This is a genomic window from Chitinophaga japonensis (assembly GCF_007830125.1).
In the GTDB taxonomy this organism is placed as follows: Bacteria; Bacteroidota; Bacteroidia; order Chitinophagales; family Chitinophagaceae; genus Chitinophaga; species Chitinophaga japonensis.
In genome coordinates this window covers 1488688-1504109 of the sequence record NZ_VLLG01000003.1, presented here as the reverse complement: position 1 = coordinate 1504109, position 15422 = coordinate 1488688, and the positions used below count along the sequence as shown (strand labels likewise).

Below are 15422 nucleotides of genomic sequence, written 5' to 3'. Positions count from 1 at the left end.
CAGGATCGCTTCCCTTACTGTAAGACAAAGCATCACCATCCACATCTGAACCGGATACAGCGCCACTTATAGGTATATCCTCAGGCGTCGTTTGCATATCTCCTGTACCGGTGGGCGCATCGTTCACCGGGGTGATACCCAGGGTAACAGTTTTGGTGTCCTGTAAAGCTCCACCCGAACCGGTATTTCCATTGTCCGAAATATTTACCGTCAGTATTACCGACGCAGGCGGATCCTGGGAGGAGGAATAGGTCAGCTTGTTGGTAAACAGGAAAGCATTAATATCCGCCAGGGTGCCGCTCAGCACCAGCGCGCCCGGCGTACCGCCGACGGTTACCCCGGATCCGGAAACGGCGCCCAGTGAGCCATCAGGAACGGTGAAAGTAACCGTTACCAGGCCGGTAGCAGCATCAATATCCGCAAAGGAAATACCCTTCAGTGTAGCTGGTACATCTTCCGTAACGGCTACACTGGTAGGTACCGAGATCTGCGGAGCGTCATTTACCGGCTGAATGTTGATAGTGGTACGGGCGGCGGCTGAGTAAGAAATACCGTCCGATGCCCGCCAGTCAAAGCCAGTGCTGCCGTTCCAGTTGGCGGTAGGTGTGAACGTGATGTTGCCCAATTGGGAAGCAGGTATTTCCTGTCCCACCGTAATAACAACGCCACTCAAACGGAAACTGCCGTTGAGCGGCAGGCTGGTGATCCTGATGCTGCTCAAGGGCGTACCATCCGGATCGGTATAATGAGCCGTAAAATCGGTGGCCGAAAAGGTAAGCGTGTTATCCTCGGGTCCGTACACGGTGCTATTGGTCAGCACCGGCAGGTTATTGACGATGGCGGAAACCGTAAAAGTGTAGTCCGCCCTGTCAGCATCGGCATCATTATTCTCGATACGGATCACGGCAGTATACACGCCCACCGGGTGAGCTGCAGGATCAAAGCTGATGACGAAATCTGTACTGCCGCCAATAGCAATAGCGGTAAGGGCCGGCTGCGCCGTAATGGTAAAACCGGGATCACCGGAGACAACAAGCACAGCGGGTGTACCCGTCAGGTTAATGACGCCCGTGCCGACATTATGAATGAAAAAGGTATGCGCCACTATACCGCTGGTAGTAGTACCAAAGTCCGTCCCGTCCACCACGCTTACCGTGGTGCTGTTATCCGTTATCTGCGTACCGTTGCCGGTAACATTGATACGCGGGTCGGTAACGATCACAATGGTCGTAGTGGACGCCGGTCCTGTTTCTATACCGTCGTTCAGCGCTGTAGTGATGGTCCGGTTACTGGTATTGGGAGAGCCATTGGAGTTCCGGTACTCGATCATCTTCAGGGCAGCAATGTAGTCCGCCTGCGAGGCCTGGCCGGACAGGGTGATCGTCCCGGTGCCGCTGCCCGTAGCAACCATACCTGCGGGCAGTGCGCCATTGACAAAGAGCCCTTCGCTACCCGGCTCCAGGAGGTTGGTCAGGGAGATCACAGCACCATGTATATCCCCTGCATCCGGGTCCACGATATCCAGGTCCGCGTCTGCAATTTTCGCGCCCGCACCACCTGCATTGAAATAATTCAGGTAGTTATAATTGCCGGCAGCCCCGGAGCTGTTATCCGGGTCCAGGTTCACCACCGGGCAGTTATTTACATCTACTGTTTTGGTAACAAGGTTGTTATCATAATAACATTCCTTATAACCGGTGTGCTGGCTGGCAAGCGCCCCCAGGGTGAAAGGAGTGCCTACGGCATGGCCCACCCCACCGGGCACAAAGCTGCCATTGTCATTGATGATGATCGTCAGGTCAATATCCAGGTTATTAAAACCAGCCAGGTCAATATCGTAGCTGAAAGTCTTGCAGGCGCCTTCATTAATGTCCTGGTCAAAGGCGCCCGTATGCAGGAGCACCGCGGCCGGATCACTGGTAGGATCACCATGATAGAAGGATACCGGCATCCCCCCGCTGCTGTTGCCCGACCCGGGATTGCACACCTGCACATTGGCCCTTACCACGTTACAGGTACTGCCTTTGCTGAAGGTAATGTTAGAAACATCAAAGGCAATGTCCGGCTGCGCCCCGAAATAATCCATGGATAACAGGAATTGATAGTGGGGGTTGCCCAGGCCGGTCTTGTTCGTAACGGTTAACTGTGTTTTGTCGGCAGATAGTGAAAAGGAAATATCGTAGTTGCTTGGGCCTTTGAATCCCACGGTATTGGCATGGGAACGGGTGCTGCTGTTGTTGAGCGGCACGCCCTTAAAGGCAAAATTATCGTCCCTCCTTGTAGCGCCATCCAGTCCCACCTGCTGGTAAAAATATCCTGTCGCTGTTTCCGTGGTCAGGTCTATATATGCATAGGCGGCCAGGGAGTTTTCATTGCTTTCCCGGTCCGTGTTACAGGCATTGCCGGTCTCATTCAGGTACATGGCATTGGTGCCCGGCGGAATGGTAAAGGTCCTGGTAACGCCGGTAGTAGAGCTGATCCCTTTCGGAATGACCTGGATATCGGAATTAATGAACTCGGCACTCATGCCCTGCCCTGCTCTCCGGTAAAACTCCACCACGTAAGCGTCGTCAAAATCGCGGGCATAGCTGGCATCGCGCCGGATAACCAGGTTAGCGCCGGCCACATATATCCGGGGATTGAATACCCCTACTGCTCCCTGGCTGGTCAGCTTACCGGTGTAGTCGCCGGTAATAGCGGAGGAGCTGAGAAAATCCACGGTGGAAGTGGCGGGCAGGTTGTTGATCACGTAGGTGGAGCGCCTGTCCACAGACCCGCCATTGGCCAGGGTGATAAACCCGTCTGTCAGGCCGGCATCCAGGTCGATGGTAAAGCGCAGGTTGGCGTATCCTTCTTCCGTGCCGCTCGAAGTATTCAGATCGGTAGCGCTCGAATTGGTGCCCTTGCCGGAGATGCAGATGATGTCAGCGTCCGCCGGAATAGGCACCAGCAAATCTGTATTGGCGGTAGCCGTGCCGTGCACCAATGCCTGTACCTGCGGTTCCAGCGGGTTCAGCGAGTTATTGTAGGGCGACGTATATTCCAGGTAGTAGGAGGAGTGCGTGGTGGTAACACTTTCCGTGATCGTAAGCGTGCTGCCGGAAACGGAAAAGTTCACGTTATTCAGGTCAGGGGTGGCATCCCCTACTTTGCTGGCAGCGGGTATGAAAGCGCCCAGCGGGGCATTCTGCCACCCGTATACGTTTGTGCCCGAGCCGTCGGTATTGGTGTTTTTGGCGTAGTTCACATAACCGGAGGAAGTATTGGCCGACAGGTCGATAATGGCGTTGATGGTAATGAAATCTTCATCCCCCTGCGCATTGTCGCCCCCGGAAGTGATCCCGGTTTCCGAAGATATGTAAACGTTGATGGACCGGGTGCCGGCGGGAATGTTGAAAACAGGCGCCGGCGCTCCGGGCGCCTTGTATTTGGCTTCTACCCCCAGCAGGTCAGCCTTTTTACCGCCACTGGGGCTACAAGGACTGAAGGGCATCTGGCCAAATGCCAATAGTGAGGAAAATATCAAGCAGACGCTTAATAAGCCCCTTACGATACTTACTTTCATAGATATAGCGGATAGGCGACGGCCACAGGGCTGCCGGTAATCATAGGCACAGGGAATAACTCATTGTCACTGGTAAGATGGGAGCAGGGGAGTATAAATGGTTATTGATCCTGTATATCACATCTAATGTGATAATAGGTTACCACCGGTCCTATAACCTGCAAATATATATATAATTTCCTATTACGTTAAATATTTTTTGAATATAATGTTCAATGATGCCGGTGGAGCGCCCGGAACACGCATCGAAAATTAAGGTACCTTTGTCCCCTCATGAAGTTTGAACAATACCGTTTTGCAGAAGAGGTTAAAAGAAGCCTGGCCGAGCTGGGCTTTAAACGCCCTACAGATATACAATACAAGGCCATTCCCTCCATTTTGAAGGGAGATGACGTACTGGCCATTGCACAAACCGGCACCGGCAAAACCGCTGCCTTCGCCATTCCCGTGCTCCAGTTGCTGCATCAGCAAAGCCGCTCCCGCACAAAGGGGGAGGTAAAATGCCTGGTAATGGAGCCCACCCGCGAGCTGGCCATCCAGGTGGCTGATGTGTTCAAACAGATCGGTAAGTATACCCGGGTGGATATCATGGCCCTCACAGGCGGCGTGGAACAGGAGAGCCAGATCAGGAAACTTGACAAAGGCGTGGATGTACTGATCGCTACGCCCGGCCGTATGTTCGACCTCATCAGCCAGGGCCACCTGGACCTGCGCCATGTCCGGACGCTTATCCTGGATGAGGCGGACCTGATGCTGGACCTGGGCTTTATCCGCGATATACGCGACGTGATCCGGCACCTGCCCCGGCAGCACCAGACCCTGTTCTTTTCCGCCACCATCAATGCGGAGATCAAGGACCTCGCCTATGACATCGTTCGTAACCCGATCCGTATCCAGATATCGCCGGACGACCCGGTATCCAAAAATGTACAGCACTCGGTTGCTTTCGTGGAAATGGATGATAAACGCTTCTTCCTCGAAAGACTTGTAAGGGAATTCCCGGAAAATAAAATACTGGTGTTTGTACGCACCAAAGTGCGGGCGGAGCGCGTAGCCGCCGCCATGGACCGGGTAGGCATCAAAAGCCTGACCATGCATGGAGGAAAAGAGCAGGACGACCGCCTTTCCGTAATGCAGGAATTTAAAAAAGGAAGCATCAAGGTGCTGATCACCACGGATGTCAACGCCCGTGGCATCGATATTCCCAATGTAGACTATGTGGTGAACTACGACCTGCCAGACGAGCCGGAAAACTATGTGCACCGTGTAGGCCGTACCGGCCGGGGCGTACAGAAAGGCCAGGCCGTAAGCTTCTGCAGCAAGGAGGAAAAGCCCATCCTGGAACAGATACAAACCTTTCTCGGGAAAGAGATACAGGTGATGCAAATAGATAAAAGCGATTACCGCGCAACCATCGCCTTCTCGGAAGAAGTACCCAACGAAAACTGGCAACTGCTGATAGAACAGCATGAAAAAGCCCTGAAGGAGAACAAACGGAAAAAGAAAAAGAAATAATTTCTCCCTATATTTAAAGCAGGCTACTTAACATGCATTATGACAGGCAAGAATATTCCGCGTGCACTGGTAACCCTGCTGCTGGTTACCCTCTTATTTCCACATTCCACCCGGGCGCAGGAAAAATGGATCCCGCTATTCAACGGTAAGGATATCAATGACTGGATCGTCAAGATCCATCATCATGAAACCGGTGATAATTTCGGGAACACCTTCCGCGCACAGGACAATATGATCCAGGTACGCTACGATCAATATGGCGACTTTAACGAGCAGTTCGGCCATCTTTACTATAAAACACCCTTTTCCTGTTACCATCTCAAACTTGAATACCGCTTTACCGGTCAGTGGGTAAAAACCGCGCCCTCCTATACCCTGCTGAACAGCGGGGTGATGTACCATTCCCAGGACCCGCGCACCATGCCTAAAGAGCAGGACTGGCCCGTTTCCGTTGAAATGCAGTTCCTGGCCGGCCTGGACGACGGGCAGCCCCGCCCAACGGGCAATATGTGCTCGCCCGGCACCCACGTGGTATACCAGGGCAAGCTGGACACCCGCCATTGTATTAACTCCAGCTCCAAAACCTATGACAAGGACGAGTGGATACAGGCGGAGCTGATCGTACTGGGCGATTCGCTGATCACGCATATTATTAACGGAGACACCGTGCTACGCTATTCAAAACCACAGATCGGCGGGCCGGTAGTAAACCGGTATGACCCGGAACAGAAACAGGACGGTAAGGTGTTGTCTTCAGGATACATTGCCTTGCAAAGCGAGGGCCAGGAGATCGACTTCAGGAACATCAGGATCATGAACCTGGAAGGGACGGTCAAGCAGCAACCATAATATTACCGGGTTAATAGTCCCCGTACCCGTATTCTTCGTCCTCCAACAGCTCCCGGCCGGTATAGCGGCCGTGCTTCAGGATAATATATATCATCCGGCAAAGCACAAAGGGAGAAAGGATAAGCATGATGAATGCCAGCCATTGCAGCCGCTCCACCTGCAGCAAAATGCAGTATATCACCAGGTAGGCAGTGGCGGCGGCTACGGAGAAATACATGTTGGTAAGCATAAGGTGGCGTTTTAGCATTTATACAACGGTGCCGGCCAGTGCAAGACCTGTTAGCTGCTTTGGCATCGGTCCTTTTCGCTGGATAAGCACTTTCAGTTTGCTCCCGATGCCGTTCAGCAGGTTATGGATCGCTATCGCCTTTCCGGGACTGGCAAAAAAGCCGGCGTTGGCACTTCGTTCAATCGTGTTTAAATAATCCATAAGCCCGAGGGAACGCAGGAAATAACCCTGTTCTGTAAATCCACAGCATTCCAATCCATTTTTCAAGCCCCAGTAATTCAATGCAGAAAAGTTCACATGCGCGGTAATGTCCTGCTCTCCTATGTGATGATAGGGATCATCGTTTACCTGGTGCCTGTGATAGCACATTAGGGTACCCCCGCATCTGCATTCCCGGTACAATTCCGCAGAAGGGTAACCGTAATCAATGGTCAGTACGAATCCCCGTTCCAATGACTGTGCAATATCGCAGATCCAGTCTATTGCCTGTAAATTGATCTCTGTACGGAAACCTTTAGGTAAAGTTACCTGTAATTGTTTTAAATAATCCTTCAGTGCCTCAGGGGCCGGCTGCAGCAATTCAAAAAAACCGTCCCGGTAGTCTACAAACACTTCCATCAGTTCATCTTCCATAACTACTTCGTGCACTGAAAAATTATCCAGCAGCTCATTCGATAAAACGCAGCCGGTGAACTTACCAATATCAGCAATGGTATCATACCATCCCACCCGCTCCCCGAGGCGTACTTTTTCCCGCTCCCGCATGAAGGGGCTCTTTTCGATGATGCAATACTTCAGGCGATCGTAAAATGGCGGGTTGCTTTCCAGGTAATCCAGCAGATCATGACAAAGCGCGCCTGTTCCTGCTCCATATTCAACTATTGTAAATGTCCCCTGCCCTGTCAGCTCCCACATTTCTTCCAACTGGCGGCCTATCATGGCGCCAAAAACGGCGCTCAGGTCAGTATTGGTATAATAATCTCCTGCTGCGCCAATTTTATTACGGTCAGAGGTGTAATACCCCAATTGCGGGTAATACAATGCCATTTCCATAAAATCCCGGAACGCCATCGGCCCGTTCCTGCCGATCTTTTCCCTTATGATCTCAGAAAGCTGCATGCTGCTGATCTGTTACAGGATAGCTGCACAAAAACTATGCGAGAACAAGCAGGACCGCAGCGCCCTCATCCCTTATCCTTATACTGCCCGCTCCCGATCACGGTCCAGTCTTCATTCCCATGACCTTTGCTGATCCACCGGTCCATTTCTGCTGCAATAGCCGGTATCACGGCCAGCCGGCCGCCTCCCGTTGCAACGGCATCCATAAACAACCGGGTATCTTTTCTTGCCATGGACAGCTCCCAGGAAGGCTGATCATAACTGCCGCCGGCCATTCTTTGCAACCTGGCCTGTATGGCGACTCCCGGGTTCCAGGAATCAAAAAGTGTCACCAGGTTATCCAGAGGAATATCTAATGACCTGGACAGGGAAAGCGCATCTGCAAGACCAGCGGTGAGACCTACCAGGAACAGGTTGCCGGTCAGCTTCATACCGGCCGCCCTTCCCGTTGCAGGACCAAAATTGATCACCTTACCTGTCATAGCGGCCAGCACAGGCTGCAGGCGGCCAATCACCTCCTGGTCACCGGACACGAGCATCAACCCGGTGCTTTCCAGGGCGTTCAGCGGTCCCATGAACACAGGGGCATGCAGGTAGGTAAACCCGCGTTCTTTCCATTCCTGCGTTCTTTGTATAGCGCCGGCAACCGCCGTAGTGGTATGATCAATGATCGTTGCGCCGGGCTTTAACCCCGGTGCTGCCAGGGCCAGCACTTCATTTACGGCATCATCATCTTTTAACGCAAGATGAACGATATCTGCCTGCTGCACGGCCGCTGCAGGATCCGGAAACGCCTTTGCTCCTATGGCTTCCAGTACCGTCGCCTTTGCGCTGGTCCGGTTCCACACCTGCACCTGGTCTCCTTTTTTTATCATTGCTTTTACAAAATTGGACCCTAAAAGTCCCATGCCGAGAAATGCTTTCATGGTTACTATTTTTCGATTGGAAATGGTGAATGGGGTAAAATTACAGTGATCCAATCATTTTTGTGGCACATCAGCGAAAAGTATTGATGCCGTAATTATAGCCTTTGTAATATGTTGAATGGAGCCCAACAAGGTGCTACAATTTTGCATTTTTTGAGTCAAATAAATGCGGCATTCGGCTCAATTTTTCCTTATATTTGAGCCGAATAAGTTAAATAATCGGCTCATGAGCTATAATTGGCAGCAACCGGACTGGCCGGATTTCAAGTATGATCAGCAGGCAGTTGAGGATGCCTTGTTCACGTTTGCGGAAGAAACGGGGCATATTAGCGGAATATTGAAAGGCTTGCCGGAAGACATCCAGATGGAAGCCATTATTAATACCATGGTGGCAGAAGCTGTGAATACATCAGCTATTGAAGGCGAGTTTATCAGCCGGCAGGACGTTGTTTCTTCGATCCGCAATAAACTGGGATTAAACCCTAAACCGGACCCGGTTAAAGACAAACGGGCTTTAGGTGCCGGGGAGTTGATGGTAGTTGTGCGGAATACTTATGCTGAAACGTTGACAAAAGAGAAGTTATTTGAGTGGCATCAAATGCTCCTGAAACAAAGCCGGGGCATTAATGTGGGGGCCTGGCGCAAAGCTGCTGAACCGATGCAAGTAGTTTCAGGTATCGTTGGACGGGAGAAAATCCACTTTGAGGCGCCGCCGTCCTCCCGGGTACCGAAAGAAATGAAGCAGTTTATCCAGTGGTTTAATGACACAGCGCCCGGCGGAAAAAAGGAGATCAAAAAGGCTCCTGTCCGGTCAGCGATTGCACATTTATATTTCGAATCCATCCATCCCTTTGAAGATGGTAATGGGCGGATCGGGCGGGCCATTGCGGAAAAAGCGCTGTCACAAACTATCGGACGGCCGGTTTTGTTAAGCCTGTCCCGTATCATAGAGGCGAATAAAAGCGTTTACTATACCGCTCTTGAAGCGGCGCAACGCAATAATGAAATCACTGACTGGATTCGTTATTTTGTCGGTACAGCACTTGATGCCCAGCAACAAGCAAGGCTGCTTATTGAGTTTATACTTCAGAAAACCCGGTTCTTTGACCGGTTCAGGGATATCCTGAATGAACGCCAGTTAAAGGTTGTCAGGAAGATGCTGGATACCGGACCGGAAGGCTTTAAGGGAGGCATGACGGCCAAGAAATATATGTCTATTACCAAAGCATCAAAGGCAACGGCTACCAGGGATTTGCAGGCGTTGGTAAAAATGGGCGCACTGGTGGATGCTGGTGGGGGAAGGAGTACGCATTACGTGTTAAGGTTTTCGCTAAAGACCATTAAGGGGTAAACAGCTTCCAGCGTCCTTCGGAGATGACTTCAACGGCGCCGTTGGTCACTTTAATGGCGGTTTGGTCGTCAATTATGTATGACGGCAGGGGTATTGTGGCGGCCAACTTTTCCAGGTTGTCCAGGGAATTCTCCGGAAACCACTCATGATCCAGGTGCGGATGTATTGCAAAGTCAAGCAACCCGAGCGATTTACCGCTTTCTGCCGGCAGCGTATGGCCGCCGTAGCTCGTTCCAAAACGGGTCATTACCATACTCCCTGCGCTCAAGCCTACGTAGACTGTCTTGCGCAGCAGCGACGGCAAAAGGTCTGCCAACCCGGATTGCTGCATCCAATAGGTCAGATACTGGCAGTCACCGCCTCCAACCAACAAGGCGTCAGTCCCCTGAAGCATGGGCACCCAAAGATCCTGCCTGATGCTGGGCAAAGCGGTGAGTTCCAGCACTCCTAACGACTTCCAACCCATTTCGCAGAATGGGTCGCCTATTGATCCGTTAATCACCCTTCGCGCTATATCAGCGCCGCCGGGCAGGGCATATATAGCGGTGGGGACAAAAAGGGCGCTTGCCTCGCTAACCGGTTTACCCATGAAGTCAACCAGCGCGTTGTGGATGCTCGTATTGCTGATGCCGGCGGAAGTGAGCAGAAGTTTCATAATTACTTTCTTTGCTTCAACAAGTTGTTTCCTGAAATTAAGTTCCCATCTTCGATACAAAGGAGGCAATAAACGACATTACAAGGGGGCAATCAAGACAAAAACAGTTTCAGACCCGTTGTATGTCATAGGATTCGTCGTAATATACCTTCACAATGTCATATTCACCCCCTATGGTTGCAAAAACGCACTACTATCTTTATGAAACAACATCATAAAAATGAGGAAATTAAAACTACTGGTGCAAATATCTGTTGATGGATATGTTGGAGGCCCGGACGGCGACCTTGACTGGCGAACATGGACTTATGACGACAAATTAAAAGCGTTCGCGAATAACCTGCGCGATAGCTGTGACATCATCCTCCTTGGCAGAAAGATGGCGGAGGGATTTATTCCACATTTTGAAGACACCGTGAACAATTTACAGGCCCAAAGTGGCGACAAGGCATTGGATGAAAAGTTTGCATACGCTAACCGGATGGTTAGCATGTCAAAGATTGTTTTCAGCAAAACAGTGAAGGCCATTGACGGGAAAAATGTTTCTGTGGAAAATGGCGACCTTGTAACTGCAATTAAAAATCTCAAAAGCAAAGAAGGTAAAGACATGATTGTGTATGGCGGTGCAGGATTCGTTTCATCACTTATCAAAGAAGGGCTAATCGATGAGTTCAACTTCTTTGTCAATCCTGTACTGATAAACAAAGGATTGAGGATTTTTGATCTGCTTGAGCACCGGCAAAAGCTTTCACTGGTAAATGCAGTACCATACGAGTGTGGAATTGCAGTTTTAACTTTCAGTCCCTGCTGGTAACAAACCGGCGGATGAATTTAGTAACAACGAAAATCCGGTCTAAATTCCGATGAAGATCAGCAATTTAATTGAACTGTTCTCTATTCTTCCTGAAGACGAAAAAATAATTGTAGATGTGCTACGGCAGATAATTATTGAAACGCTTCCGGGATATTGCAAAGAGAAAATATCATACAATGTTCCATTTTTTTATGGCAACAAAGGTATTTGTATTATTTGGCCTTCAACTGTTCCCCGGGGAGGCATCAAAAAGGGAGTGCTTTTAGGCTTTTGGTATGGATGCAGATTAAATGACCCCGATGGATTGCTGTCTCGTGGAAATAACAAGCAAATTTTTTATAAGATCTACCAAACACCGGAGGAGATTGATGAAAAGCCTATTAAAAAGCTATTAGAAGAAGCGATCCGATTAGATCGCACTTTCAAAAAAGTATCCTGAGCTATGCCAGGACAAAATGGAAATTCCACGCCGCTTGCGCTGCCCCCCTTTAGCACAGTAATAAGATGAAAAAAATTAACTACCTTGCATTTACGAGGCAAAAAGAAAGATATACAGATAAGTTGACCCGGTTTTTTGCCGATTTGTTAATCAATACAAGTAAACATAGAAATTGCCCAAACCGACCTGATATGCTGACTTAAGCCAGTATGAAAGATGCAGAAGCAGCAACGGGGCCGATTCCTAAAAATTCACACCTGTTTATGGAAAAAAAATGTACTGAAAATGCCAACAGCAGCGATCGGCAAAACACGAAAACGCTAATGCGGACACAACAAATGCCAGATGAACAACAGCGCTACAACTCAACGGAAACAATCTGCGGGCTGATCGCACAAAAAGTGCAGGCGCATCCGGAACGGACGGCGATTATTGATGGAAAGACAACGATAAATTTCAGGCACCTGATGGACCGGGCGAACGCAATCGCCGGGGAGCTTGTGAACCGCGGCGTTCCAAAGGGTTCCCTGGTTGGCGTGTGTATGAACCGCAACCGGGAACTTATTGCGACTTTGCTTGGCGTATTACAGGCAGGTTGCGCATATGTACCGCTTGATCCCGCTTATCCGCGGGAACGGGTACGCTATATGCTGGAGCACTCCCGGGCGGTAGCTGCCATCGTGGACGATGAGAGCTGTGCGGAACTTTGTAAGGGAGTACATGAGCTGATATGGATTGATACCGTGAAGCAACAGACCGCAGACAAATTAGCCGGGCCGGTTGCAAATGATCTTGCTTATGTGATCTATACCTCCGGCTCAACAGGACACCCCAAAGGGGTCGCTATCGAGCATCGAAATGTAGTTGCGATGATTGAGGCTATGGGCAATTTATTGGATGACAAGGATTTGGAGGGAATGCTGGCCGCTACCTCGGTTTGTTTTGACCCCTCCGTCATGGAAATCCTGGGAACTTTATCACTCGGAGGAACAGTGGTCCTGGCAAAGAACATGCTCGACTTACCAGCCTTATCTTCAGAGAACCTGATAAAGAGTTGCGTTGTAGTTCCCTCTGCAATACAGGCGTTACTGTCTTCAGGATGGGTGCCTCATGGCATCCGCTGTATCGTTTTTGGTAGTGAAGCGCTTAAGCAACCGCTGGTAGAAAAACTTTTTGCCCTGGAAACAGGGGCCCGGGTGATCAACGCATATGGCCCTACGGAAGATACTGTTTTCTCAACGGCCGTTGAGATCTTTAACGGCATGCAAAACATTACTATCGGGAAATCTGTGGTAAATTCCCGCTCCTATATACTTGACGATGATATGAACCTGGTTCCCGATGGTATTGAGGGAGAACTGTATTTAGCAGGAAACAAGCTTGCGCGCGGGTACTTGTATGACGAAGCACGCACCAACGAGCGATTTATAGAGATGAAACCCGGTAGCGCGATCCCGGAGCGGCGGCTGTACAGAACAGGTGATCTTTGCCGGAGGACGGAAAACGGAGAGATCGAATTTTTAGGACGGGTAGACCAACAGGTCAAGATCAGGGGCTTCCGGATTGAATTAGAAGAGATTGAAGCTGTGCTGGAATCAATGCAAGGTATTACCGCTGCAGCGGCTGCAGCCGTAGATGGTGGCGCAGAGCAGAAAATGCTCGCAGTATATATAGTGAGTCAGCAGGAAGGGATAACAGGCGAGAACGTGAAGGCATATTTAGCGCAAAGACTGCCAAAGTATATGGTTCCTCAAGTCGTGATCCCCCTTAAGGAACTGCCGCTTTTACCCAACGGAAAGCTTGACCGTAATAAGCTAAAGCACCTGAAAGTGAGTGATGCAGAACAGGAGCAACAGGTGACTGATGTAAGCTCCGGGGCCCGGCTCCATACTAACGGACAGGCGCAAAGCCGGGCAGGTAACGGCGCCAGCCGGCAGGTAGCCATACTGCCGGTAATACAGAAAGAGGTGGCCGCTCTGCTGCATCTTAATGATCCCGGGCAAATATTGCCAGACCGTTCATTCGATAACCTGGGACTTGATTCACTGTCCAGCCTGGAGTTAAGCGTGCGGCTTTCAAAAATATTTGATCTAAGGCTTTCCGGAACAGTTGCGGTGGAGCATTCCACCCCTGCAGCACTGACCAATTATCTGCTAAAACTGATGGACAGTGGCACAGGTAATGAACCGGGGGAGCAGGCATGTAAAGTAGTTTCGGATACGCTTGGAACTTTTCAGGAACGTATCCGGTCCAGCCACCCGACGTTTCAGGCGGCAAAAGCCCCCTCCTGGTCTGCTGATGACAAGAGTAAGCTTGTGCAGGAAGTGCTGCGTATGGTGAACAAGCTCCGTAGAAATCCTTACAGCAAGGTGCTCCGTACAGGGAGCGCTACTAAAGGTACTGTAACTGACGCGTACAATGATGAAGCGCAAGAAGCCATTATATGGACCACCAACCTGTACCTTGGTTTGAACCGTGATAAAGAAGTGATTGAGGAAGCCTCTAAAGCCTTGCAACAATTCGGGAGCGGAATGGGAACCTCTGCAGCGGCTTCTGGAATGACGGATCTCCATTTAGCGTTCGAAAAAGAGTTTGCCGAGTTAGTAGGAAAGCCGGGCGCCTGCCTCTTCCCTACCGGCTATACTGCAAATGTTGGCGCTGTGGCGGGGCTGCTGGGTAAAAACGATGTAGTCGTTATTGACCAGCTTTGCCACGCATCCATCGTTGACGGCGCTCGTTTATGCGGCGCCAGGATCAGAACATTTCAACATAACAGCTCGGCTGACCTGGAAGCAGTTCTTAAGTCGGAAGTATCCCCCTACCGTTCTGTACTGGTCGTTCTTGAAGGTGTTTACAGTATGGGGGAAGGCGCCGCGCCGGTCGCAGAAATTGTGCGCACCGCAAAGGCATATGATGCGCTTGTATTAGTGGACGAGGCCCATTCATTCGGTTTTTACGGTGAACGTGGAGCCGGTATTTGCGCTGCCCAGGGTATCACCGAAGAGGTGGATTTCATTATGACCACGCTCAGTAAAGCGCTTGGTAGTATTGGAGGAGTGGTGGCTGCCCGGGAGGAACATATAGATCTTCTGAAATCATCTTCAAGAGCCTATATTTTCCAGGCTTCCATTAGCCCTGCAGATATAGCGGCAGCACTTGCCGCTTTGCGCCGCTTACGTTCAGACGACAAACTGCGAGAGCGACTCTGGGATACAACCCGGTACATGCGCCAGCGATTTATGGAAGCAGGTTATGACTTAGGTACGGGTGACGGCCCTATCATTACGCCGCACTTTAGTGATAAGGATAAATTATACGCCATAGTGCAGGGTATGTACAGGCGCGGTGTTCAAACATCAGCGGTTACCTATCCTATTGTGGAGAGTGGAAGAGGGCGTCTCAGGCTTATATGCTCATCTGCTCATACACGGGAAGATGTCGATAAAACGCTCGATGCGCTTATCGCAGCAGAACGCGAAATCGATGAGGGTGGGCAGCCAACCGGTTCCCGGACTGATGGCTCAGGAGAGATAGCTATTACGCAATCTGACGTGGAGAAGTGGAGGGAAGACTTCGCTGCTTACCTGAAAGAATCGATAGCTAAGAAACGCGCTCATCAGACTCCGAACCTTGTTGTGGCTATCCGTATTCCTGGTCATAAAAAGCCGGTTGCCATAGTGATCAATGAACGAGATGTTACACCGGGTATTGAAGATATACCGGATCTTCCCATGTGTTCCCTGCTGCTTAAAAATAACGAGGCGGCCGCTGCTTTGTATACATCAGACGTTCAGGAGCTGCTGCATAGTATCAGCAAGGGCACTTGCGTATTAAGCGGCCAGGTAGAGCCATTTATTTGGTTTATTGCCCGGATGGTCGAAAAACAACAAGCTGTCTGCGGAACACTTTTTTAATACTGTTTCCATAAAAAAATCAATATATTCATATGTATTTTATGAT

At 50.3% G+C, this 15422-nt stretch carries 11 protein-coding genes; 6 read left to right on the top strand and 5 right to left on the bottom strand.

The window, feature by feature from the left end; translation table 11 throughout:
- The coding region (locus tag LX66_RS15155; RefSeq protein ID WP_158642647.1) for a choice-of-anchor D domain-containing protein at positions 1–3493 on the bottom strand (3493 nt) is incomplete at its 3' end.
- 345 nt (positions 3494–3838) lie between these two features.
- Here LX66_RS15155 and LX66_RS15150 point away from each other — a divergent pair.
- The gene (locus tag LX66_RS15150) at positions 3839–5080 is read left to right on the top strand and encodes a DEAD/DEAH box helicase (RefSeq protein ID WP_145714944.1); all 1242 of its coding nucleotides are present in this window, start codon (positions 3839–3841) and stop codon (positions 5078–5080) included.
- 39 nt (positions 5081–5119) lie between these two features.
- A complete protein-coding gene (locus tag LX66_RS15145) occupies positions 5120–5929 on the top strand; it encodes a 3-keto-disaccharide hydrolase (RefSeq protein ID WP_145714942.1) in 810 nt (269 codons plus the stop codon).
- A 10-nt stretch (positions 5930–5939) separates the two neighbouring features.
- Here LX66_RS15145 and LX66_RS15140 read toward each other — a convergent pair whose 3' ends face one another.
- The 3 genes from LX66_RS15140 to LX66_RS15130 all read right to left on the bottom strand — a co-directional run bounded on the left by LX66_RS15140 (position 5940) and on the right by LX66_RS15130 (position 8203).
- Positions 5940–6158, bottom strand: coding sequence for a hypothetical protein (locus LX66_RS15140; RefSeq protein WP_145714940.1), 219 nt, complete (start codon positions 6156–6158; stop codon positions 5940–5942).
- A gap of 18 nt (positions 6159–6176) precedes the next feature.
- Positions 6177–7277, bottom strand: a complete 1101-nt coding sequence (locus tag LX66_RS15135; RefSeq protein WP_145714938.1) for a class I SAM-dependent methyltransferase — start codon at positions 7275–7277, stop codon at positions 6177–6179.
- A 65-nt stretch (positions 7278–7342) separates the two neighbouring features.
- A complete protein-coding gene (locus LX66_RS15130) occupies positions 7343–8203 on the bottom strand; it encodes an NAD(P)-dependent oxidoreductase (protein ID WP_145714936.1) in 861 nt (286 codons plus the stop codon).
- 226 nt (positions 8204–8429) lie between these two features.
- Between LX66_RS15130 and LX66_RS15125 the strand changes: the two genes are divergently transcribed.
- Positions 8430–9554: a Fic family protein gene (locus LX66_RS15125; protein ID WP_145714934.1), complete on the top strand. Its 1125-nt coding sequence runs from the start codon at positions 8430–8432 to the stop codon at positions 9552–9554.
- On the opposite strand, the gene LX66_RS15120 is transcribed toward LX66_RS15125, so the two are convergent.
- Positions 9544–10209 (bottom strand): Type 1 glutamine amidotransferase-like domain-containing protein, encoded by a 666-nt coding sequence (locus tag LX66_RS15120; protein ID WP_145714932.1) that lies wholly within the window; start codon positions 10207–10209, stop codon positions 9544–9546. The genes LX66_RS15125 and LX66_RS15120 overlap by 11 nt on opposite strands.
- A gap of 220 nt (positions 10210–10429) precedes the next feature.
- On the opposite strand from LX66_RS15120, the gene LX66_RS15115 reads away from it, so the two are divergent.
- From LX66_RS15115 to LX66_RS15105, 3 genes are all read left to right on the top strand, one after another.
- Positions 10430–11023, top strand: a complete 594-nt coding sequence (locus LX66_RS15115) for a dihydrofolate reductase family protein (protein WP_145714930.1) — start codon at positions 10430–10432, stop codon at positions 11021–11023.
- Positions 11024–11072: 49 nt separating this feature from the next.
- Complete coding sequence (locus tag LX66_RS15110) at positions 11073–11462, top strand: DUF1801 domain-containing protein (protein ID WP_145714928.1); 390 nt, start codon at positions 11073–11075, stop codon at positions 11460–11462.
- Between the two features lie 209 nt (positions 11463–11671).
- Positions 11672–15376, top strand: a complete 3705-nt coding sequence (locus LX66_RS15105) for an amino acid adenylation domain-containing protein (protein WP_211366231.1) — start codon at positions 11672–11674, stop codon at positions 15374–15376.
- Positions 15377–15422: the final 46 nt, after the last annotated feature.

Coding starts and splice junctions, on each gene's coding strand:
- LX66_RS15105 (WP_211366231.1), top strand. CDS start 11,672: ATGAAAGATGCAGAAGCAGCAACGGGGCCGATTCCTAAAAATTCACAC.
- LX66_RS15120 (WP_145714932.1), bottom strand. CDS start 10,209: ATGAAACTTCTGCTCACTTCCGCCGGCATCAGCAATACGAGCATCCAC.
- LX66_RS15140 (WP_145714940.1), bottom strand. CDS start 6,158: ATGCTTACCAACATGTATTTCTCCGTAGCCGCCGCCACTGCCTACCTG.
- LX66_RS15115 (WP_145714930.1), top strand. CDS start 10,430: ATGAGGAAATTAAAACTACTGGTGCAAATATCTGTTGATGGATATGTT.
- LX66_RS15145 (WP_145714942.1), top strand. CDS start 5,120: ATGACAGGCAAGAATATTCCGCGTGCACTGGTAACCCTGCTGCTGGTT.
- LX66_RS15125 (WP_145714934.1), top strand. CDS start 8,430: ATGAGCTATAATTGGCAGCAACCGGACTGGCCGGATTTCAAGTATGAT.
- LX66_RS15135 (WP_145714938.1), bottom strand. CDS start 7,277: ATGCAGCTTTCTGAGATCATAAGGGAAAAGATCGGCAGGAACGGGCCG.
- LX66_RS15110 (WP_145714928.1), top strand. CDS start 11,073: ATGAAGATCAGCAATTTAATTGAACTGTTCTCTATTCTTCCTGAAGAC.
- LX66_RS15150 (WP_145714944.1), top strand. CDS start 3,839: ATGAAGTTTGAACAATACCGTTTTGCAGAAGAGGTTAAAAGAAGCCTG.
- LX66_RS15130 (WP_145714936.1), bottom strand. CDS start 8,203: ATGAAAGCATTTCTCGGCATGGGACTTTTAGGGTCCAATTTTGTAAAA.